Below are 20,322 nucleotides of genomic sequence, written 5' to 3' on the forward strand. Positions count from 1 at the left end.
CTCACACGTGGATTTTCGTCCACGGTGATGATGCTGAGTAAACAAGTGTTCCAGCAGGAAGAGGAAATAAGTATGGCAGACGGAGAAGTAGCAATGCGACTTGAGCGGATTGAACGTCTGCTTGAGTCGCTCATCGAGCAGAAGAGAACGAAGGAATATTACTCAACAGCTGAGGTCGCTCAGATCCTGAATCGAGCTGAGTTCACCGTTCGGGAATGGTGCCGCCACGGTCGAGTGTGGGCCGAAAAGCGAGGGACAGGTCGTGGGTTAAGCAAAGAGTGGATGATTTCCCGCGAAGAGTTGGAGCGAATCGAAAACGAAGGGTTGCTGCCCATATGAGCGAGCCGGATTCAAGGAGCGAACAAGAGCTGCACCGGTGGTACTTCGTTTGCGATTCTTGCGATGCGAAATTCTTCAGCATCAAGCAAACGGCAGACTGCCCGAGATGCTCGGATTGCGTTCATTCAACGACGCAAGAGATTCCTCCTTGGTTCAGGCAATGTGATCAAAGTCGGGATCGGCAAAACGATCCCAGATGACGGGAACTGATGACATCTGTGTCGACCACATAGTATTCAAGAGCATTCGATGATGGATCTAACTCACCTGATATTGGACCTGCCATGCGGACGCCGTGGCGCGATGTTGCAAGCAGCCGTTTCGTTTCGCGACGACCTTGTGAGCGACCGAGTTGATGACATTGAATCGCTGCGAACGGCATTTGCAATCGAATGGAAGCGTCAATATGAATGCCCAGTCCCGGTGAAAGGGCTTCAAGAGACGATGCAGCCGCCATTGCCCATCGGCACGGTGCTTGAGTTCAATAAGCTCATGCTGATGGACAGCGAAGCTGACATCGAGGCCGCGCTATCCGAGCTCATGGAGTTGCTTCACTCGAAAGTGTGCAAGGACGAAACGGCTGCGAAGCAATTGGTTCTGTTTCCGGTTGCCGAATCCTCCGACAACGATAGACAACAGCCAACTGCGAGCGTGGGAACGAACGTCAGCGAGTTGCAAACGCTGGTGAAATCGGGACATCGATTCTCGACGATCTATGCCGATCCTCCCTGGGCATACGACAACACCAGTTCACGTGGCGCGGCAGAGAATCACTACCAGACAATGACCGTGGACGAAATATGCGCCGAGCCGGTCAGAGAGATTGTCGCCGAAAATGCCCATTTGCATCTGTGGACGACGAACGCCTTCTTGCGTGAGTCGTTTGACGTGATCGAATCCTGGGGATTTAAGTTCAAATCGTGCTTTGTGTGGACGAAGCCAGATATCGGCATGGGGAATTATTGGCGCGTGTCCCACGAATTCCTGCTGCTGGGTGTGCGGGGCGCGCTGACCTTTGTAAGCGCACGGTGAAGTCCATGTTGACGGCAGAACTAGTTTATTGGATTTCCTTGGAGGAGGTCCGATGCGAAAACGATTTTCTGCCCCTCAGTGGGCTGCGTGGATGGAGCAGTTCGAATCCAGTGAACTGACGGTTGCCGAGTTTTGCCAACAGATCCATGTCAGCGTCAACTCGTTCTATGTTTGGCGACGGAAGCTCAAGGCGTCGCCCGTCGATCTGTTTGTTCCTGTTGTCGTCAAGCCAAACAGCCAAGTTTGCGTCGACTTCCCTTGCGGAGCCGTTCTCCGTGTCGACAACCAAATCGAATCGTTGCGACCCGTCTTGGAGACACTCGCTCAGATTCAAGGGGCGGAGGCATGATCGGGATCCAAACCGGCTTCAAGATCTTTCTGTGCACGCAACCGGCAGACATGCGCCGCTCTTTCGATGGTCTCTCTGGCATGGTCACAACGATCATTGAGCAAGATCCTCTGAGCGGCCAGTTGTTTGTTTTCCGCAATCGAAATCGTGACCGGCTGAAGATCTTGTACTGGGACCGAGATGGACTGGCCATTTGGTACAAGCGACTCGAAAAGGGAACGTTTCAGTTTCCAACCGATCTTGTCGGCAAAGATACACGTCCTGAGAAGGCTGAGATTACAGCGCAACAGCTCTCGCTCCTGCTCGGTGGAATCGATTTGAGAAGCATCGAGCACCGCAAACGCTATCGACCGAAAAAAACTCGTTGAATTTTTCATCGTCGGTCGAACGATATTGGGTTGGTTGTCATATTAACGGCATGAACATGGATGAATTGCCTGCCGATATCGACGAGCTACGCGAACTCGTGTTGAAGCTCGCTTCTTCCAACGATCAACTTGCCCAAACGGTCTCCACGCAGCAAGCGAAGCTTGAAAAGCAGGAGCACAGAATTGCCGAGCTTCTCGCGGCTCTTCGCGGAAAGCAACGAGAGCGGATCGATCCCGATCAACTGCTGCTCTTTGAGATCGGTGAGCTTGAGAAGCTGATCGAAGAAGAGCTGGAGGAATCCAAGCCCAGACGCGGACGAAAGAAGCGTCGTTCCCGGCGAATGATTCCCGACAACTTGCCACACGTGGAAGTCCTTCACGAACTTCCCGAGCAGGAGCGTCTCTGTCCGATCGATGGCAAACCGATGCCGGTGATTCGGTACGAGATCAGCAAGCAACTCGACTACGTTGCGGCGCAGATGCGAGTGATCGTGCACAAGCGAGCTGTGTACGCTTGCCCGGAAAAGCATGATCAGGCAACCCTGCTGACCGCCCCCAAGCCGCCTGAGCCGATCGCCAAGGGCTTGGCCACCGCAGGCCTTCTTGCCCAAGTCGTCGTCGGCAAATTCGGTGACCACTTGCCCGGTTATCGACTCGAAGACATCTTCTCACGTCATGGCGTGCACATCCGCCGCAGCACGATCTACGATTGGCTGGCGGCCGTATCGGACCTTGTTGAGCCGCTTTACGAGCTGATGAAGTCGCGCTGCCTGCAGTCTCGCGTGATCCACACCGACGACACGCAGGTCAAGCTGATCGATCACGCGATCGGCGGTACACGTATGGCACGGTTCTGGGCGTATCTTGGCGATCGCGGACACCCATACACGGTCTATGACTTCACGCAGACGCGAGAGCGGGCCGGGCCAGAACAATTTTTGAAAAACTACGAAGGTTACCTCCAAGCGGATGCTTACGGTGGCTATGACGGAATCTACTTGCAATCGCAAGGCAAGATCGCCGAAGTATCCTGCTGGGCGCACTGTCGTCGCTACTGGCACAAGGCGCGTGAGCAAGATCCTGCGCGAGCCCATCATGTCCTTGGCGTGATCGCGCGTCTTTACGAAGTGGAGCGTGCAGCGAGCGAATCTGATCGTGAGATCCTCCGGTCGATACGAGAGCAGCACGCGCTACCGCTGCTGAGGGACCTGAAGCGTTGGCTGGACGACGAGGAGTTCTTGCCGAAGAGTTTAATCGGCAAGGCGGCAACCTACACACGCAACCAATGGGAAGGGCTGAATCGCTATATCGAAAGCGGCGAGCTATCGATCGACAACAACCGAGCCGAACGGGCGATGAAAAACGTCGCCCTTGGCCGCAAGGCCTGGCTATTCGTTGGAAGCACCGAAGCGGGGCATCGGGCGTCGCGACTGATGTCGCTGATCGCCAGTTGCAAAGAGAACCATGTGGAACCGTGGGCGTACATGCGGGCAGTCATCAGCGGGCTTCCCCGGGGAGTCGCAGTAGAAACACTGCTTCCAGATCGCTGGCTGGCTGACAATCCCGAGCATCGTTGGGAAATCGCTGACCAGCGAAAAAAGGAACGAGAAGCAAAGAGCTAGCCGCACTTCACCGTGCGCTTACGACCTTTCGCGACAACACAATGAAAAGCTGGATCGAGTCACACCGAGGTCAACACAGCCGAAAGCCAGGCGTGATCAGGTCGATTGTCGAAAAGGTGAGTCCCGGCCCCTACTTGGAGATGTATGGCCGCGAAGAGCTTCCGCACTCCCAGTGGACGGTTTACGGTAACCAGGTTGAGAAGCGGCTGTTTTAGTACATGCCCGCTGCAGCAAGTTCCAAAGACGCCTCTGCTGCGACCCGTTCATCGACTAGAGGGACTAAATCAGATCTCCAAAACTCGCGATCTTTAGCCTGAAGCAATGGTTGGTTTCCCAGTCAAGCTTGATGGCGTCGGCTTCCGCGATCGTAAGAACTTCTGCTTGAATTAGGTCAACGACAAGCGATTGTGTGCAATGCAGTTGTATGCCGGGGGCGAATTTGGTGGCACGTTTTCGTGCGTTGCGATCGTCAATGGCAAGGGCAATTGAGCGGTTCTTAGCGAGTGAGATTGCAGAACACTCGCCCGTTCCAAGTCGCTTTTCACCGACTAGTGTGACAAAATCAGATAGTTCTGCTGGATCGTCTGCCGCGGTTTCAGCAAGCACACCATCCGCCAACGCACTGTTGACAGCTTCGAATTGTTCGAGGAAATGCTCTTTAACTTCGTCTCTAACGTGGTCGCAAATCAAGAAATCGTATGACGGATGGGATTCAAGCAGATCAATTCTTCGGATCCTGGCAAAGTTAATGAGCACAGATGTGTCGAGGATCACTGTTGTCTTTGCATCCATTGCTAAAAGTCATTCCTCGACTACTAACTGCGCTATGCCGCCTCGGCAAGTTCCAACAAATCTGCTGCTTTGATGCCAAGCATCGAACTGAAGTCGCGTAGTCGCCCTTGCGACAATTCCTCGCGACGATAAGCTTCGACGACAAGATTCAATACCTGCAGCCGAAGTACATCTTCGTCAAACTGGCTATCGTTTTCGCCTTCATCCTTAGCTTCGTCGAACAATTGCAAAACAGTGAACACCGTTTTGGCAAGTGCTTCTTTTTCGAGCAGTTCAGATAGCTCATCTTTGGTGATAAACTCAAGTGACCGAAGCCGATAGCAAGTTGCCTGGTAGCTTGTACGAAAATAGCACATCAGGGATGCGACATCTTGATAGGTGACTTTGCTATTGCTGGCCTTGACGCGTTGCTTCGCTGCAACAAATTCTTCCCCATGTGCAGAAGGATCGTAGACAATCTGTTCTATTCGGCTTGGGACAGTTTTTCTTCTATGCAACAAGAAGGAGTGGATCCCATCTGCTGGAAGTAGAAATGCTGCCGAAAAGGCATTTGCTCTTACTTCTCTAAGGTCCTTTCTGTTTCTGCTACTGCTTATGGTCGCGGTCGAGTTTCGGTCAAGCAGTGCATGAGCATATTCGTGGGCAAACGAAAACCGGCGTCTTGAAAGCGGATGATGTTGGTTGATGAGAATCGCGGAACCAAAAGTCGGGTGAAGGAGAAACATCCCGGACATTTCGTCGGGAAGAGAAACTTTTGCCGCCCAAATGCCTTGTGCAGCTATCAGCTTTGCAAGATCTGGAAGCGGATTGCTTCCAAGAGAAAGTCTACGGCGTTCTTGAACGGCGACTTCAGCACCTTGTTCTACGGCCTCAATGGTCGATTGCGGTTCTGGCATCGCGTATTCTGGCGATGCATCCTCACTGGAAATTCCAAGTATCTCTTTTAAGTCATGCCCCTCGCGACAGATCGCAACATGGTTATTGACTTCTCGGCGTACCTCTGAGTCTTCAGAAAACTCTTCGTCGAGTCGATGAAGAACGACAAAGATATCTTCATTGGACGACGATTCTTCATCGAGAAGCTCAGAAACGGAGCGACCGAAGAATCGTGCAAGCTTGGTAAGTTCGCGAGTGCTGATGGATCGCTGTCCAGCCTCAATATTGACTACAGCGGTGCGTTGAATGCCAAGTTCGTCAGCAACTTGCTGCTGAGTGAATCCAGCACTCTTTCGAGCTTCTTGAATCTGACGCCCCAGTAAAACGGTGTCGATCTTTGCCATGCGATGCCTCCAGCCAGCGATTTTTCGAGCTGACAATAGCTTGAAAAAAACTGGCAGCCAAATGTCCATCCAATGATGAGGGAAAGGTCAATTTGTGAAAATTCTCCGATCTCTCATCTCAGATCCATAGTACCTTATCAGGACATGCAAGTCAAGATTTGACTTAAAAGTCCGATTGCGGTAAATTCTACGTAAGCGGCAATGTCGCACACCTCTCTTGGGTGGCCTCAAGCTGCAAGTTGTTGAAATGAAAAGGACTTTTTAGCTCATGGTTGCATCATTGGACTATTCACCTCGGTCGGCAGGAATCGAGTTGCGAGGGGGCTTAGGCAGTCGAAAACTGCCAGATTCCGAGTATGGCTGCCGGTGGGACAGCCCTTTCATCATTGAGAAGGTGGAATCGCGGCTATCCGGTCCCGAGAAGACGGCAACGGTCTACGACGAACAAATGTCACGGCTAATTCGCAACCGAGTTCATTCGGAGAACCTTACGGTGAGGGCAAGACAATGACGAAAGAGCCGATCAGGGTTGCGACAGCCGTGCCCCCGCTTCGCAAACGCAAGCAATCAACGGGCGAGGTTTATTCGCGCCGTACACCAGTCGAACAACTGCTTGCTGCACTTCATGAGATTTCAATCGAAGAAGTTGCTAGGCGCTCGGAGATCTTGGATTCAGCTGATCCCGAATATATTCCGCCGGAAGCTGTCATGCATTTTGTTCGATTCGCGAAGAATTGCAGTGATCAGTTAGCCTACAAATCTCTTTTCCGTAGCCTTCGTCAACGTTTTCTTCAACTCCTACGGGTGAATCGGAAATCTCTGGGCGGCGATCGATATATCGAGGACTCGTATCAAGCCGCAGTCAGAGACGCCGTTGTCGACAACGTAACGGAGAAGCTCTGTCATGATCGCAATGCCTACGATGATCGATTGGACTATTTCGAAATCAATTTCAATAGTGCGGTAGCCAGGGCGCGGCGCACGGCAAAGCGTGACTCGTCCGAGAATCGAAAACGGGAGAATTGTCAGTCACTTGAGGCAGTTGTCGAATCGGCGGATCTTGACGGAGTCGATACGGCTATCAGGTCGCTTCGAGACGTTTCGGAAAAATTTGAAGACTTCTCTTACCGATCAGGCGTGTATTCTGCGATTAGCCTTCTGCCAGATGAAGAAAGGCAAGTAATTCAACTATTGGTGGAGGGATTCAAGATAAAGGAAATTGCGGAACTTGTTGGTTGCACAGAGAAGACTGTGTCAGCTCGAAGAAACCGGGCTCGTGCCAAGCTCCGCGAAGAACTGTATTTGGAGGACAGGGTATGAGCCACAATCAAAACTTAGAGGAAGTGCTCGATGCATTTTCAATGGAACTATCACATGATCGCGAAACCCTTGCTCGATACGTAGAGAGTTATCCCGAGTACAAGAATGAGCTTATCGAACTTTCCTTTGAAATCCGTGCGGTTGAGAATGAAGCTCGATTGAAGCCGGAAGCAATCGATGATCCCACGTTCAGCTCTGCGTGGAATACTCTTCAGGCGGCAGGCTCATCATCGGCTCGATCTACGAACCCCTTCCGCAAGTTTCAGGGGAAGAAGTTTGCCTCGCTATGTAAATCACTTGGACTCCCGAAGGCCTTTGTTGTTGCCATTCGCAATAGGCAAGTCGAGTTTGAGAGTCTGCCGGAACGGTTTTTGGTGGCGGCCTCAACTGCACTGGAGTCGACGCTGGAGGATTTGAAGACTTTTCTGCGAGAGCCGCCGAACGTGCTTCAAACGCTGGAATTCAAGGCAGACAAGAAGCCACAAATCGCTCAGCAGGTTACTTTTCAAGAGTTAATCGAGAACACGGAATTGACAGACGAGGAGCGAAAAACAGCAGTGGGGTATCTCGGTCATGACCGATCGAATTGAGCTTGCAAGACGACGAGCAGCAGAGCTTCATGCAGCCGCAGTTTCTGATGGTGGTGATCCGTCCAAGCCATACGATTTCGTTTGTCGAGAGGCTGCACGACTAGAAATTGATGTTAGCCGAGTTCCTGTGGACGATGTGCGACTGTGCGGCGGGCGTGCTTTGTTCGATCCCGAGGCATGGCTAATTCTCCACGAAGACAGCGGCAGCGCTTTCACTGACGCTTTTCTTGTTGCGCACGAAATTGGGCATGTTGAATTCGGTGGAGAAGCTGAATTCCTCGCTATCACCGACATTGACCCAGAGCGGTCCTCGGGTTCCACCGGCGTTGGAACGGACAGGGTGGTTGATTACAGCAACCGCGCACGGCGTGAGGTGCAGATGGACCTCTTCGCTAGAGAGTTGTTATTACCCCGCAATTGGATCCGAACGCTCCATCTAGAACAAGAGCAGACCGCTAGTCAGATTGCAGCGTTGATTGATGCTCCACTCCCGGTAGTCTTTCAACAGCTACTTGATGCGATATTTCTGCCAGAGCTGGTCGAAGAGTATAAGCCGGAAGTCGCTATCAAGTACAACGATCGTCAGCTGGAGGCGATGCGTTTCTCGGGTGAGAACGCGTTTCTACTCAAAGCAGGACCGGGCACCGGAAAGACGCGGACTCTAATCGGTCGTATTGAGCATTTGGTCAGCACAGGTGTTTCGCCAGAACGCATACTGGTGCTGACGTTTTCTAACAAAGCTGCGGGGGAGTTGTCAGATCGCCTCGCGACAATGAATCCAGACGCTGCTGCAAGGGTTTGGGTGGGAACTTTTCACTCATTCGGACTCGATATTGTCCGACGATTTCATGACCTGCTGAATCTCCCCAGTGACCCTCGGCTTATTGACCGAGCGGAAGCGATAGAAATGCTGGAGGGGGTCTACGCTGGGCTGGAGCTGAACCACCTAAAGAACCTGCAATATCCTTCACTTGAGATTCGCCGTGCTCTGGACGCTATTTCCCGAGCGCACGATGAAGTGGTTGGGCCGGACCGCTATCGCTCGTTGGCGGAGACGATGCGGGCAAACGCGAGTGAAGAAAAAGCAATCACTCGCGCAGAAGAGTGCCTTGATGTAGCGACTATTTTTGAGGCCTATGAGGAGCTGAAAATTTCCCGTGGTGGTGTCGATTTTGGCAACCTTGTTTCGTTGCCGGTGAAGCTTTGTGAGGAAATAAGCGATGTCCAAGAGCACTTGTCTTCACTTTACGAACACGTTCTCGTTGATGAGTTTCAGGACGTCAATCGAGCAAGCGTGCGACTTCTTAAGGCGTTATCACCATCGGGGAAAAACCTTTGGGTTGTGGGTGATGCTAGGCAGTCGATCTATCGTTTTCGCGGCGCATCCTTGTTCAATATGCAGAGGTTCTGTGAAGACGATTTTCCAGGTGGCACTACGGGCGAGCTCGATCTGAGCTATCGAAGCGTTCCAGAGATTAGCGGAACCGTCTACCAATTTGCCAATTCGATGGTCGACGTGAGCGATGACACGACGTCTATTGAGACCACGCGCGACTCAATGGAGCACCGTCCAGAACTGCGAGTGGTCGAAAAAAAGACTGATGAAGTTGCCGCGATTGCAGATGCGATTGTAACCATGCGAGATGACGGTTACTCCTACCGAAAGCAAGCCGTGCTATGTTCTGGCAATGATCGATTGGCGCAACTTGCCAACGATTTGGAGCATCGCGGTATTCCGGTTTTGTTCTTGGGAAACGTCTTCGAGAGAAGTGAGATTCGAGACCTGCTGTCGATCGTTTCTCTCATGGCGGATCGACGCGCGATGGGTCTTCTCCGGATTGCGACAATGAACGAGTTCTCAATGCGGCTATCTGATGCTTCGGCGTTGATCGATCATCTGCGAGCAAGCAGTACGCCGGCAATGAAGTGGCTGTCTGACTCTTTGGACGATGTAGAACTGACTGAGCAAGGTGTAGCATCTCTGGAAAGACTGCAAGCCGCGCTGGCGGGTTTTCACCCCGGCTCTCATCCTTGGATACTTCTGGCAACACTACTATTCGATCGAACACGAATTGCCGCTAACCTGGCCATGGCCGATGATGTCTCAAGCCGAGCACAAGGAATCGCGATCTGGCAGTTAATGAATTTTGCTCGACTGATTCCTGCTGGAGAAGGGACCCCGACTTTTCGTCTACTGGATCGCATTCGTCATCTTGTCCTCAACTCAGATGATCGCGAGCTGCGCCAACTTCCCAAAGCGGCAGAGTCTATTGACGCGGTGAGATTGATGACGATGCACGGAAGCAAAGGACTAGAGTCTCCAGTCGTCCACATACCAGGCCTCAATTCTTCAAGTATACCTTTGTCGGCTGGATTTCAGCTCTCGCGAAAAATCACACCACCAGATGGGATGATCGAAGGCACGTCCGAATCTGGCTATGACGCGGTCAAGAACGGTTTGGAAAACGAGCAGGCATGTCTGCTTTTCGTTGCTCTCTCACGAGCGGAAGACCGTCTTTTCCTTTACCGAAACAAGAAACGCTCCGACGATGCGCGACAATCCCCATCGAAGTTTCTGGAATGTTTGCAAGGGCATGTTGACGAATGGGAGATTGAGGCTGACGGTGAGGTTGCAGCCGACCAGGAGACTGATGCGTGGAGAGTAACAGTAGAGGAACCAATTTCGGTAACGGATCATCAGGTTCGACTCTACGATAAATGCCCACGCCGATTCCTCTATTCCCACATTCTTCAGACGGGAGGTCGCAGAACGGAAACGCAATACATGCAGTTGCACGCCGCTGTGCAGGATGTCGTGCAACATGTTGCATCGAATCACATCAGTCGGCCCTCTCGCGATGAAGCTGAGAGATTGCTCGAAAATGCGATGGTGCAGCGTGGGTTTTCGGCCGACGCATCGTCGGTGGAGTACCGAAAAATCGCTGTTGATCTCGTTCGATTTCTAATCGAATGTGCCTCAGGCGCGGAGACACTACCGCCTGAACCAATGATAGTACAAATTACAGGAGGGACGATAGAGATCGTTCCTGACCAGGTCGTTCGACGAGAGGACGGTAGCCTATCGATTCAACGGATTCGCACCGGACATGTTGTCAAAAAGGATGTGGAATCGATTGAGTCAAAGGCATTTGTTCTTGGGACAGAAGGGCTCTCCGAACGTACCGTCGCTGAAGTTGTCCACTTGAGCGATGGAAAAGTGACGCCGCTGCCGACGTCCGCGCGAAAACTCGACAATGCTCAAAAGCGACTGGACGAAATCGGTCTTGAAATCTTATCCGGCAAGTTTGGATTAAAAACTAGCGATACCTGTCCGCTCTGCCCAGCGTACTTCGTTTGTGGCAAGCTACCGGCTGGGGAATTATCCAAGAAAATCTCTGCCTGACTTACCGATTTTGCTGATCTCACGCGATTAACTCTTCAGACCGAGGCAATTCCGCCTTCGGCAAACCTCTGAGGAGATTTTTGAAGTGAGTGATAGAAATACAAAAAACAAAGGCTTTCGTGTGTTGGTCGCAAATGACCAGCTGAAATTCAAACCTTATCAAGTCGACGATCCTGTTCCACTGGGTCGTCAGATTCTGGAAATCGCAGGCTACGACTCGGACGGTGATGCGAGTCTTGCTGCAATCCTAGATAACGGTGACTTCGAGGACATCCGTCTGGATGAAAAAGTCGACCTGCAAAAGCGTGGAGCTGAGCGGTTTATTGCCTTTCGCAGTGACCGAAGCTTTCGTTTCGAGGTCGAGAAAGACCAGCAGCACTGGGGAAAGCCACTAATCAGTGGTCAGGTTCTGCGGCGACTTGCGAAGGCAAGTGATGGCGAAGTCGTTTTTCTGTCAGTACCTGGCGGTCAAGATCGTGTAATCGATCGCACTGAACTGGTTGATTTGAATGAGCCTGGGGTGGAGCGGTTCTTTAAGGGTCCCAAGCCCGATCCGAGCGTCCAGATCATTGTCAACACTCGCGAAAAGACTGTTCCGTCGAAAGACGTTACTTTTGATCAAATCGTTCAACTTGCGTTTCCTGGAAACCACGGTGAGAACGAGGAGTTCACGATTACCTATGACGGTGCATTGTCGTGTCCGTCTGACGGCAATCTTGGTGCTGGTGGAACTGTTCAGGTTAAACATGGGACGATTTTCAATGTCAAACGAGCTATTCGATCGTAGTGCCGACCTGAAACGCCTGCGTGAGGAGGGATACTGCGTCGAGAAAAACGGCGGATTCCTTCTCATGCGGGACGTTCCTTACGTCGATGCGGACCGAAACGTCCGTCACGGAACTTTGGTTTCCGAGTTGAGCGAGTCGGGCAACCAGACTCACAAACCCAGGAATCACCAAGTGCATTTTGCTGGTGAGTCTCCCTGCGATACTTCTGGAAAGCCGCTAAACATCAATGATCGTGGTGCGAATATCAAACTCGCCAACGGGATGGTGGCTACGCACTCGTTCTCTTGTAAGCCGCAAGGTGGGTATTCTGACTACTACGAGAAGATGACTACGTACGCAAATATTCTGGCTGGTCCCGCATCAGTGATTCGCCCTGGCATTTCGCCAAAGTCACTGCGTGTACCCTCCGATGACGAAGACACGGTGTTTAACTACACCGAAACGGCCTCCGATCGTGTTGGCATAGGCGAACTGACGCGGAAGTTGTCGAGCGAAGTGATCGCGATTATTGGTCTCGGGGGCACTGGCTCGTACGTGTTGGATGGTGTTGCCAAGACGCCCGTACGTGAAATTCACTTGTTCGACGATGATGTGTTTCTTCAGCACAATGCCTTTCGTGCTCCCGGAGCGGCTTCGATTGAGCAACTTCGTGAGGTCATTCCGAAGGTCGAATACTTTTCCAGAATGTATTCACAAATGCGTCGCGGCATTGTGCCGCACAAAGTGGCGATCGGGCCGTCTAATGTGAATTTGCTTGATGGTGTGACATTCGCATTCCTGTGCATGGACGCTGGCGAAGCAAAGAAAGCGGCTATCGAGAAGCTTGAAGCAATGGATGCATCGTTCATCGATGTTGGCATGGGGATCGACTTAGAAGGCGAGTCGCTTAGCGGAATCTTGCGTGTTGCTGCAAGTGTGCCTAACAGGCGAGACCATGTTCACAAGGGTGCTGTGCCGTTTAAGGCCGACGCCGAGGCGGACTTGTACGCCTCAAATATTCAGGTCGCTGAGCTGAATGCTCTAAACGCGATGTTGGTAATCGTAAAGTGGAAACAGATTCTGAATTTCTATTGCGATCTGAAAGGAGAGCTCTATTCAACCTACACCCTTGATACGAACAAAATAAATAATGGATTTAACGGCTCATGAAGTATTCAACACTGAAACACAGATTCGTCGTTCATTTCCCGGACGAACTTGAGCCCGGTGTGCTGTACATTTCGATCGAGTTTAAGAGTGTGTCGCACCTTTGCTGTTGCGGCTGTGGCGAAGAGGTCGTCACGCCACTGAGTCCAGCTGATTGGCGAATCATCTATGACGGCGAATCGGTTTCACTAAACCCATCGGTTGGGAGCTGGACGCTGGCGTGCCGTTCGCACTACGTGATCACCCGCGGGCAAGTTCGGGTTGCAGGGCAATGGACTGATGAGCAAATCGCCGCGGGAAGAAGAAGGGATCGCCTGGCCACAGAGCGGCAATTCGGAAATGCAGTTCAACAGCCAGCTAGTCGAGAGTCGAACAATCAAGTCGTGGAAAAGCCGCGCTCGTGGTTTGCAAGATTTGGTTCCTGGATTTTCGGTGGATAGGTTGCGATGCCAGTTTTTAGCGCTCAGTGCCCGGGGCATTTCCGGGGCAGAGTTGGCAATTTGAAGCCAATTTGAGTAACATTGAACAAGCGTTGATAAGCGATGCAACTCCCCGCAATATCCAGTGTCCTAAACGTAAAATAAGCGTTAGTTCAATTGAGCCTGACTAGATTCGGGACGTAGAGGTCGCTAGTTCGAATCTAGTCGCCCCGACTGCCGGAGAATCCGGCAATTTCTGGACTTTTCTGGTCCGATACTCGGGCAGTGTGGCCCTCTTGTCACTTTTTCTGCCGATCACTGGACAACGTAATTGTGTCCGTGAGGATCGGCGGGCTTTGTGGGCCGGGGGCGGAGGTCGCGGGACCGTCGTCACTGGTTGCACATTTTCTCGGGCATCGTGGAAGCGGGAATCGATTTCGAGACTGACCAATGAGCGCTACAAAGGGGGCATCGTGCCGGAAAGCGATTTGGTCTGGATTGTCTGGTTGGGCGATCGACCGAGATTCACGCGGTGCGCGATCGTATGCTGGACGAAGCGTGAGGCCGCTGAAAGCGGACATCGCGACAATCGCAGGCTGATGTGAGAGACCAAAAACGGTTGGTCGGAGCTTAGCGTGCCGGCGAGGACCAGCTTGAGCGTAACGCCAATCCGTGCTCCCCCAACACCTGAATGATTCGTTCGACACTCTTGGATCCGAAGTTTGGGATCCTGTCGAGCTCTGCGCGCGTTAACTCAATGAGTTCGCTGACGTACAAGACGCCGGCTTCCTCCAGTCCGTTCACCGTTCGGACATCCAATTCAAGCTCCGCAACCGCGGACGCTAGCATTCTTGTTTTTTTCTGCTCGGCGACCCACTGTTGGTCTAACGGAATCCGTGTCCTTGCCATCTCGCATCGCTCCATCGGCCATGAAGTAGTTTCGTCCCCTAGTCATCGCCAGCTTGTACCACACGATGGCCGAAAACCGATGCAATTTTCAACCGTTTTTTGGATCTTTTTGGGGGCGTGTCACGATGGCCCGCTTGAAGTTTTTGTCGCCGCTAATCACGCGACGGTGGAGTCGAATTCCCAGGGAGGAGAACAGCGCCGCACAGGCCTGGCGAACTCCTTCGGATGCGCGAGTTCCGCATTCTCTGGCGTGCAACGAGTTTGTGCCTGGCTGTCGAACACCTTATGCTGAATACTCGTCGTGATGGCAAACGTATCCTTGTCGAGTACCGAAAGAACTGGTGGCGGAAAAGGGCACAAGCACAAAGCGGTTTGGTTAATAAATGGGTTTGTTGACCCTCGCGATCGGTGCCGGCGTCGGTCGCTACTTGAACTATCGACAAGCGACTCAGTGTCAACGAGCGCTCACGGCAGTGAGCGGCTTCGTCGGCTTTTTCTTCTGGATGCTGATGGCTCAGATCGCATTTCGCTCAAGTCAACATGACATCGCCACAGAGCATTTCGGATTCTTCTTGGGCGGAGTTTCGCTCGGTATGTTTTCCCGTTACATCGTCTCTCGAGGATCGGGAATAGACAGAGGCAAGGCAAAAGCCCTGCGGCGACCGAGGACCCACGCGATCGGCCGACGGAACAGCCATGGTTGCCGTTGCGGGCCCAGTGGATCGTGCCGGCATATTGGCTCGCCTGCCTTTACGCTTTCTATCGATTGACCTCGTAGCAAGCTGCGGTTCGCGTTCCTCGGCAACGAAAACAGGTCGGCTGTGATTAATACCTCAGCTGTCGGCGGAATCGCTGGCCGAAGTGGCCGCATTCCTGCTCGTCCACATCTCGGTCACCGTCGGTATCGCCGTTGTAGCGATTGCGACACCCCGATGCTTGACTTTCGGTGGTTAGGTGCAACAAACTGGCCTTTGGCGGTCGGTGCCGGATCGGCTGCCATGGGACGAAGGCAGTTCTCATATGCTGTTGAATTGGGTCGGGGGTCAAGCCATTGCGATACGAACTTCAAACCCTTCTGTTCATCACCGCCTGCTCCGCGGTGCTTGCTTCGTGGGGTTCGAGTGCGTTCACTGCCACCTATCGAGGCAGCGCTCCCGCGTCATTGCTCTCGCCGATTCAAACACAAATCACGGTTCATCCAAATGGAAACGTGCAATCGAGACGAATCACGTATTCGCTAGCGAATTACGGGATTTCTGAATTCGGCAAGATTCGACTTGCCGTCGCGGACAAGCCGTTTTCGGGCAAGTCATCAGGCACGTTGATTCTCTCACCAAGCCCGGCGCTTGCAAACGCGATCGCAAACTCGGCCACCGGTGGTGCGGTCAGCTACACCGGTGTGGGCAACCGTCGATTCGAGAAAAAGATCATTGCCGGTGGGGCTTCGTGCCGATTTGGCGGCCTATCGTTCCAGATCGTGGATTGTGAGTTGCATTTGCTCGATGAAACCTTTCCGGTTGACGGCGACCCCACGCTGATCGTTGTCGACGCAAAGGGCCGGATCGAAGCTGTTGTCGAGATCCCGGTGCGTGCCGGCGCAGACGCCGCCCCAGGCATCGGAGCTGACCGGGCCGGATCCGATGCGTCAGGGGATCTGGGAAATGGTCGGGAAGGAAAAACGGGTGACGCGGACGATCCTTTCGGCGGCAGCCCGTTTGAATAGACGCGTTTGTTCCTGACTCAACCGCGGCGAGCGCCGTTCGACTCGCGAATTCCGGAATAAGATCCAACGCTGTTTATCGGAGCTCGACGTTGCAAGCTCGTTTCGCGAAAGCCGCTTGCGGTAGAAGTGCCTGGCGTGTCCATTCGGGAAGCCATGTCGAGTGTCGAATCGGATTCGTGCATCGGTTTCTTCTGAAACCGAGAAATGTCGATCTGAGAACTCGGCACACGGAAGGGGGTTCCCTGTTAACATGACTGGCCGGGCTGGCCGTGATGGATCCATCGCTGTGTGACCAGAGGTTTGGGATCGCCTCCGGCGCTTCCGAATTGGATCATGAGACTTTGATTACTTGGTGTTGAGCAAGAATCCGTAACAAAAGCAGGGGTAAATGTCATGATGATGACCATTGCAAAGTCGGTTGGCAAAGGCGGTATCAACCGGGAGCCCGACGCGATGACGGTTCAAAGTTTGCTGAATCTGAATCTCAGTACACTCAACGCGAAGCTGGCCGCAAAAGGCCAGCCGAGGTTGGCTGCGCTGGCGGAGGACGGCAAGGTTGGGACCAAAACAAAAGACGCGATCGGCGCGTACCAGCAGTACGTCATGGGCACGAAATCTCCCGATCAACGCGTTGATCCGAACGGCGAGACGCTGAAGCAGCTGAACCGGGTCACGGCAACACTGCCAGCGATCACCAACCTGACTGCCGTGTTCGAAAAGACGTTCCAGGCGAAGAAGCTGAACCAGATGAAGACGGGGCGGATCCGCGTCAACAACGTGACGTACGCCTTCCGCTCTGGCAACAGCGGACGAGGGAACCTACCGGTTGGGTCGTACACGGTGGACAACTACCGGACTCGCTCCAAAGCCGGATTCAAGGTGGACGGGGTCGGGTTCACCTACGACGTCAGCGACATCAAGGATGACTTTGGCGACCGGACGGCAGCCGCAAAAACGAAGGGATTGGCGAAAGGCAACCGTACCGAGCTCCGGATCCACCCTGACGGCGGCCGCCTGGGCACCGCCGGTTGTATCGGCATCATCGGCTCGGCGGCAACGCTCCGCGCCTTCAAACGCGACATGGATGCCGAGCTTGCCAAGGCGAAGAACGGTCAAGTTACGTTGAAGGTGAAATAGACGACTCGCGGTCAACCGAGAATATTCTTTGTGATTTGTTGATGGGAATTGTCACACCCTCGCTGCCGGCGTGTCCAAGCTTGTGATCGTCTGTTCATTTCATCACTTTGGGCGACTGGGGGTCCGCCATGCAAAATCCGTTCAGCGAGGTCGATTCGGACGACGTCTCGGATGCGGATCTGGTCGATCTGGCCGTCCGTGGCGATCGTGCCGCGCTGGAGACGCTGGTTTTGCGGCACCAGGCATGGATCTATAACATTTCGGTGCGAATGGTGTTTCACCCTCAAGATGCTGAGGAGGTGACCCAAGAAGTGCTCGTCAAAGTGATCACCAAACTGAGCACGTTTAAGGGAGAGAGCAAGTTTCGCACATGGTTGTACCGGATCGCCGCCAATCATGTTCTGAACATGAAGCGTCGCGGCGCAGAGGCTCACGAAATGACGTTTGCCGACTACGGTGAGGCGATCGCCGGGACGCCAGACTTGGAACTGCCTGATCCTGAGCATGTTCCCGTAGCCCTCCCGGTCTTGGTCGAGGAAGCCAAACACAGCTGCACGATGGGGATGTTGCTGTGCTTGGATCGCAGGCAACGGTTGATCTTTACGCTCGGCGAGATCCTGGGTGCGAGCGACACCGTCGGCGGCGAAGTTCTGGAGATGACCGCTGTCAATTTTCGCCAATGCCTCGCACGGGCCCGGCGTGACCTGCACCATTTCATGAACCACCAGTGCGGTCTGGTCAACGCGAACAATCCCTGCCGCTGCCCCAAGAAAACGCGTGGTTTTATCGAAGCTGGGCATGTCGATCCGCACCGGTTGATGTTTGCTTCGCGGCATGTCCAACGAATACGAGATGTGGTGGGTGAGACGGTCAGGGAGATCGAGGATCTGGTCGAGCAACAGCACGTTGCCCTTTACCGAGAGCATCCGTTTCTTCAGCCGGAGAATGCGATTGACTGGCTGCAACGCATGCTCCAGCGGGAAGAGGTGCGCAAAACACTGCGACTAAATTGAGGATTTTGATCCCACGCCCGTCACAGTCGGTTGCGAGCCGTGTCAATGAGTAAGAGGCAGCAAGGGCTGCTCGATTCACACTCATTCGAAGGGATCGCCATGACTCTCAAACTCCCCGAACCCGTCGCGGGCTATTTCAAAGCGGACGAATCAAACGGCGAAGCCGTTGCACGTTGTTTCACCGGCGATGCCGTGGTGAAGGACGAAGGCCACACGTATCGCGGCCGCCAAGCGATCCAGAAGTGGAAAGAAGACGCGTCGACGAAGTACGTCTACACCTGCGAGCCGCTGAAGAGCGAGCAGCGGGAGGACCAGTGCGTCGTCACCTGCCGGTTGACCGGAAACTTTCCCGGTAGCCCAGTCGCCCTGAAGTATGTCTTCGAATTCGAGGGCGAGCAAATCGCGTCGTTAGAGATCGCCCCGTAGCCACGGCTCCTTCGTCATTGGAGGTGTCTGAGCAGCGACGGGGAAAATCAGCTCGTTGTCATCGTCGCTTTCGGCGGAAATCGACCGGTCCATACTTTCACACGAATGGCACGGGCTTAGTGAGCCGACGGCGCTAGCCGCGGGTCTTGATACGCCTTGAACACGGCGGTAAGGCCCGAGGCTAGCGCCTACGGCTCAGCGTATTGGCTTCAGCCCGTGCCATTCTACTTTCACACCTTTCTGGTACTAAACCCATGAAATCAACACTGTTCACATTTTTCGTCTTGGCCTTCTGCCTTGGGACGATGGCGGACGACTCCAAGCTCGGCGAGGTTCGGTCGGAGGCCGATGCCAAGTCGAGGGCCATTGAGCGGGAACTCGAATCCTTCTCCGGGACCTGGCAGATCGTTGATGTGCAGCCGCCGGGAATTACGAAAGAAGCCAAGCGATTGGTCTTTCGAAAGGACCGAACCTACGCGGCGCTGGACGCAGGCGATCAGGAGCTGTGGGCCGGCACCTTTGATCTCGACCCGACGTCAACGCCGAAAGTCTGGGATCACCGATCGGACGAAGCGAAAGAATCGGGTGGCGACGCCCTCGGGATTTACGAGCTGGACGGCGACAGGTTGAAGGTTTGCTGTGTCGTCGGTGTCTGGAAGGAGAAGCTGTGGTCGGGGAAGCCTCGCCCGGGCGAGTTCAAGCTGCCAAACGCGGATGTCGTGCTGGAGCTGCGACGGCTGGGCGCTGGCAGGTAGCGCAAACGCGCTTCTGGGATTCGTCCCTTCGGTGCAGCCAATTCTGCTGCCTCCAATATTTTCCTTCCTCTCCACCCGACGACGGTGTCCTGTCACGTCGTTGGGAGTCGGGAGAGGGATGCAGAATGATGAGGGATGCAGAATGATGAGGGGCGCGATGCCTGACGGTCAGCTGCTGGAGCCAGGCGAGTTCTGCGGAATCGAAACTCTTGGCGAGTTCCGCTACGCCATTCACTTAATCGTTGTGCCGCAGCCTTAGCCGAGTTTTTTGCCGATGAATTGGATCACGGAGGCGACGCCGGTGTGATACTTGCCTTCGACCACTTCGCGCTGGGTTTCTTGCAGTAGGATAGTTTCCAGTCCGGGGAGTTCCCTCTCGATCTTGGTGCACGTCATCAGCAGGTCTAATTCGCCAGGCCCGCCCGTGCCGCGATCACGTTGGTTTTCGGAGTACGCTTCGAGAATCAGGATGCCGCCCGGCTTCAAAGATTGCACCAAAAGCGGGTACAGACTGTCGCGAATCGAATTTGGCAGATGCGCGAAGATCGAGACGACCCCGCCATAGGTTTGTGGTTCGGGTTGAAAGTCATTCAGGTCTGCGACTTCCGTCGAGATCGAGACGCCGCTATTCGCTGCCAACTTCGCCGCTTTGGCGAGCCCGACGTCCGAGCCGTCGACCGCGTGGACACGCAATCCTTGAGTTGCCAGAAAGACGGCGTTGCGTCCCTCGCCTTCCGCAATCGAAAGCACGGGATCGACCAGCAGGTGGGCGTTTTTCGCGAGAAACGAATTCGGTTCGGTGCCGTAGGCAAATTCGGTTTCGGAAAACCTCGCGTTCCAATCTGGCAGTGACAAAGCGCTTCTCCTTCGTTGGCGGTTGAGCGGCCGTGCGGTGCTGGTCGAACTTGACG

Annotated in this window: 22 protein-coding genes; 17 read left to right on the plus strand and 5 right to left on the minus strand. The window is 53.7% G+C overall.

Annotation, left to right across the window (positions count from 1 at the left end; genetic code table 11):
- The first annotated feature begins 27 nt into the window (after positions 1-27).
- From Mal15_RS27050 to Mal15_RS34940, 6 genes are all read left to right on the plus strand, one after another.
- Positions 28-339 (plus strand): helix-turn-helix domain-containing protein, encoded by a 312-nt coding sequence (locus Mal15_RS27050; protein ID WP_233903582.1) that lies wholly within the window; start codon positions 28-30, stop codon positions 337-339.
- 249 nt (positions 340-588) lie between these two features.
- Positions 589-1,371, plus strand: a complete 783-nt coding sequence (locus tag Mal15_RS34770) for an MT-A70 family methyltransferase (protein ID WP_233903053.1) — start codon at positions 589-591, stop codon at positions 1,369-1,371.
- Positions 1,372-1,423: 52 nt separating this feature from the next.
- Complete coding sequence (gene tnpA, locus Mal15_RS27060) at positions 1,424-1,720, plus strand: IS66 family insertion sequence element accessory protein TnpA (protein WP_147870613.1); 297 nt, start codon at positions 1,424-1,426, stop codon at positions 1,718-1,720.
- Between the two features lie 80 nt (positions 1,721-1,800).
- The gene (tnpB, locus tag Mal15_RS35185) at positions 1,801-2,088 is read left to right on the plus strand and encodes an IS66 family insertion sequence element accessory protein TnpB (RefSeq protein WP_390623541.1); all 288 of its coding nucleotides are present in this window, start codon (positions 1,801-1,803) and stop codon (positions 2,086-2,088) included.
- 56 nt (positions 2,089-2,144) lie between these two features.
- The gene (gene tnpC, locus Mal15_RS27070; RefSeq protein ID WP_167547081.1) at positions 2,145-3,710 is read left to right on the plus strand and encodes an IS66 family transposase; all 1,566 of its coding nucleotides are present in this window, start codon (positions 2,145-2,147) and stop codon (positions 3,708-3,710) included.
- Between the two features lie 92 nt (positions 3,711-3,802).
- On the plus strand, positions 3,803-3,925 hold the full coding sequence (locus Mal15_RS34940; protein ID WP_261344526.1) for a hypothetical protein: 123 nt from the start codon (positions 3,803-3,805) through the stop codon (positions 3,923-3,925).
- A 64-nt stretch (positions 3,926-3,989) separates the two neighbouring features.
- On the opposite strand, the gene Mal15_RS27075 is transcribed toward Mal15_RS34940, so the two are convergent.
- Positions 3,990-4,502 (minus strand): hypothetical protein, encoded by a 513-nt coding sequence (locus tag Mal15_RS27075; RefSeq protein WP_147870616.1) that lies wholly within the window; start codon positions 4,500-4,502, stop codon positions 3,990-3,992.
- A 32-nt stretch (positions 4,503-4,534) separates the two neighbouring features.
- Positions 4,535-5,782 carry a helix-turn-helix domain-containing protein gene (locus Mal15_RS27080; RefSeq protein ID WP_167547082.1) on the minus strand — a complete coding sequence of 416 codons (1,248 nt, stop codon included), beginning with the start codon at positions 5,780-5,782 and terminating at the stop codon, positions 4,535-4,537.
- Positions 5,783-6,289: 507 nt separating this feature from the next.
- Here Mal15_RS27080 and Mal15_RS27085 point away from each other — a divergent pair.
- The 6 genes from Mal15_RS27085 to Mal15_RS27110 all read left to right on the plus strand — a co-directional run bounded on the left by Mal15_RS27085 (position 6,290) and on the right by Mal15_RS27110 (position 13,469).
- Positions 6,290-7,102, plus strand: coding sequence for a sigma-70 family RNA polymerase sigma factor (locus Mal15_RS27085; protein ID WP_147870618.1), 813 nt, complete (start codon positions 6,290-6,292; stop codon positions 7,100-7,102).
- Complete coding sequence (locus tag Mal15_RS27090; protein WP_147870619.1) at positions 7,099-7,692, plus strand: hypothetical protein; 594 nt, start codon at positions 7,099-7,101, stop codon at positions 7,690-7,692. The genes Mal15_RS27085 and Mal15_RS27090 overlap by 4 nt, the downstream gene beginning before the upstream one ends.
- Positions 7,676-11,095 carry an ATP-dependent helicase gene (locus tag Mal15_RS27095; RefSeq protein ID WP_147870620.1) on the plus strand — a complete coding sequence of 1,140 codons (3,420 nt, stop codon included), beginning with the start codon at positions 7,676-7,678 and terminating at the stop codon, positions 11,093-11,095. The genes Mal15_RS27090 and Mal15_RS27095 overlap by 17 nt, the downstream gene beginning before the upstream one ends.
- An 85-nt stretch (positions 11,096-11,180) precedes the next feature.
- Positions 11,181-11,882: a multiubiquitin domain-containing protein gene (locus Mal15_RS27100; protein ID WP_199773741.1), complete on the plus strand. Its 702-nt coding sequence runs from the start codon at positions 11,181-11,183 to the stop codon at positions 11,880-11,882.
- Positions 11,857-13,032 carry a ThiF family adenylyltransferase gene (locus tag Mal15_RS27105; RefSeq protein ID WP_147870622.1) on the plus strand — a complete coding sequence of 392 codons (1,176 nt, stop codon included), beginning with the start codon at positions 11,857-11,859 and terminating at the stop codon, positions 13,030-13,032. The genes Mal15_RS27100 and Mal15_RS27105 overlap by 26 nt, the downstream gene beginning before the upstream one ends.
- A complete protein-coding gene (locus Mal15_RS27110) occupies positions 13,029-13,469 on the plus strand; it encodes a DUF6527 family protein (RefSeq protein ID WP_147870623.1) in 441 nt (146 codons plus the stop codon). The genes Mal15_RS27105 and Mal15_RS27110 overlap by 4 nt, the downstream gene beginning before the upstream one ends.
- A 609-nt stretch (positions 13,470-14,078) precedes the next feature.
- Here the strand turns inward: Mal15_RS27110 and Mal15_RS35190 are convergent.
- Positions 14,079-14,372 carry a DNA-directed RNA polymerase subunit alpha C-terminal domain-containing protein gene (locus tag Mal15_RS35190; RefSeq protein ID WP_147870624.1) on the minus strand — a complete coding sequence of 98 codons (294 nt, stop codon included), beginning with the start codon at positions 14,370-14,372 and terminating at the stop codon, positions 14,079-14,081.
- An 810-nt stretch (positions 14,373-15,182) separates the two neighbouring features.
- On the minus strand, positions 15,183-15,317 hold the full coding sequence (locus tag Mal15_RS34945; RefSeq protein ID WP_261344527.1) for a hypothetical protein: 135 nt from the start codon (positions 15,315-15,317) through the stop codon (positions 15,183-15,185).
- Positions 15,318-15,567: 250 nt separating this feature from the next.
- Between Mal15_RS34945 and Mal15_RS27120 the strand changes: the two genes are divergently transcribed.
- From Mal15_RS27120 to Mal15_RS27140, 5 genes are all read left to right on the plus strand, one after another.
- On the plus strand, positions 15,568-16,080 hold the full coding sequence (locus tag Mal15_RS27120; protein ID WP_233903055.1) for a hypothetical protein: 513 nt from the start codon (positions 15,568-15,570) through the stop codon (positions 16,078-16,080).
- A gap of 393 nt (positions 16,081-16,473) precedes the next feature.
- Positions 16,474-17,217: a hypothetical protein gene (locus tag Mal15_RS27125; RefSeq protein ID WP_147870626.1), complete on the plus strand. Its 744-nt coding sequence runs from the start codon at positions 16,474-16,476 to the stop codon at positions 17,215-17,217.
- 128 nt (positions 17,218-17,345) lie between these two features.
- Positions 17,346-18,230 (plus strand): RNA polymerase sigma factor, encoded by an 885-nt coding sequence (locus tag Mal15_RS27130; protein WP_147870627.1) that lies wholly within the window; start codon positions 17,346-17,348, stop codon positions 18,228-18,230.
- Positions 18,231-18,329: 99 nt separating this feature from the next.
- On the plus strand, positions 18,330-18,656 hold the full coding sequence (locus Mal15_RS27135) for a nuclear transport factor 2 family protein (RefSeq protein WP_147870628.1): 327 nt from the start codon (positions 18,330-18,332) through the stop codon (positions 18,654-18,656).
- A gap of 254 nt (positions 18,657-18,910) precedes the next feature.
- Positions 18,911-19,411, plus strand: coding sequence for a TIGR03067 domain-containing protein (locus Mal15_RS27140; RefSeq protein ID WP_147870629.1), 501 nt, complete (start codon positions 18,911-18,913; stop codon positions 19,409-19,411).
- A gap of 255 nt (positions 19,412-19,666) precedes the next feature.
- Here the strand turns inward: Mal15_RS27140 and Mal15_RS27145 are convergent, their stop codons facing one another.
- Positions 19,667-20,266: an SAM-dependent methyltransferase gene (locus tag Mal15_RS27145; RefSeq protein WP_199773742.1), complete on the minus strand. Its 600-nt coding sequence runs from the start codon at positions 20,264-20,266 to the stop codon at positions 19,667-19,669.
- Positions 20,267-20,322: the final 56 nt, after the last annotated feature.

Source organism: Stieleria maiorica (assembly GCF_008035925.1).
Lineage (GTDB): Bacteria > Planctomycetota > Planctomycetia > Pirellulales > Pirellulaceae > Stieleria > Stieleria maiorica.

What these genes read in the sequence shown, in the direction of transcription:
- Mal15_RS27075 (WP_147870616.1), bottom strand. Translation starts at nt 4,502, where the DNA reads ATGGATGCAAAGACAACAGTGATCCTCGACACATCTGTGCTCATTAAC.
- Mal15_RS27140 (WP_147870629.1), top strand. Translation starts at nt 18,911, where the DNA reads ATGAAATCAACACTGTTCACATTTTTCGTCTTGGCCTTCTGCCTTGGG.
- tnpC (WP_167547081.1), top strand. Translation starts at nt 2,145, where the DNA reads ATGGATGAATTGCCTGCCGATATCGACGAGCTACGCGAACTCGTGTTG.
- Mal15_RS27130 (WP_147870627.1), top strand. Translation starts at nt 17,346, where the DNA reads ATGCAAAATCCGTTCAGCGAGGTCGATTCGGACGACGTCTCGGATGCG.
- Mal15_RS27050 (WP_233903582.1), top strand. Translation starts at nt 28, where the DNA reads ATGATGCTGAGTAAACAAGTGTTCCAGCAGGAAGAGGAAATAAGTATG.
- Mal15_RS27135 (WP_147870628.1), top strand. Translation starts at nt 18,330, where the DNA reads ATGACTCTCAAACTCCCCGAACCCGTCGCGGGCTATTTCAAAGCGGAC.
- Mal15_RS35190 (WP_147870624.1), bottom strand. Translation starts at nt 14,372, where the DNA reads ATGGAGCGATGCGAGATGGCAAGGACACGGATTCCGTTAGACCAACAG.
- Mal15_RS27080 (WP_167547082.1), bottom strand. Translation starts at nt 5,782, where the DNA reads ATGGCAAAGATCGACACCGTTTTACTGGGGCGTCAGATTCAAGAAGCT.
- tnpB (WP_390623541.1), top strand. Translation starts at nt 1,801, where the DNA reads ATGGTCACAACGATCATTGAGCAAGATCCTCTGAGCGGCCAGTTGTTT.
- tnpA (WP_147870613.1), top strand. Translation starts at nt 1,424, where the DNA reads ATGCGAAAACGATTTTCTGCCCCTCAGTGGGCTGCGTGGATGGAGCAG.
- Mal15_RS34770 (WP_233903053.1), top strand. Translation starts at nt 589, where the DNA reads ATGATGGATCTAACTCACCTGATATTGGACCTGCCATGCGGACGCCGT.
- Mal15_RS27125 (WP_147870626.1), top strand. Translation starts at nt 16,474, where the DNA reads ATGATGATGACCATTGCAAAGTCGGTTGGCAAAGGCGGTATCAACCGG.
- Mal15_RS27090 (WP_147870619.1), top strand. Translation starts at nt 7,099, where the DNA reads ATGAGCCACAATCAAAACTTAGAGGAAGTGCTCGATGCATTTTCAATG.
- Mal15_RS27095 (WP_147870620.1), top strand. Translation starts at nt 7,676, where the DNA reads ATGACCGATCGAATTGAGCTTGCAAGACGACGAGCAGCAGAGCTTCAT.
- Mal15_RS27105 (WP_147870622.1), top strand. Translation starts at nt 11,857, where the DNA reads ATGTCAAACGAGCTATTCGATCGTAGTGCCGACCTGAAACGCCTGCGT.
- Mal15_RS27085 (WP_147870618.1), top strand. Translation starts at nt 6,290, where the DNA reads ATGACGAAAGAGCCGATCAGGGTTGCGACAGCCGTGCCCCCGCTTCGC.
- Mal15_RS27110 (WP_147870623.1), top strand. Translation starts at nt 13,029, where the DNA reads ATGAAGTATTCAACACTGAAACACAGATTCGTCGTTCATTTCCCGGAC.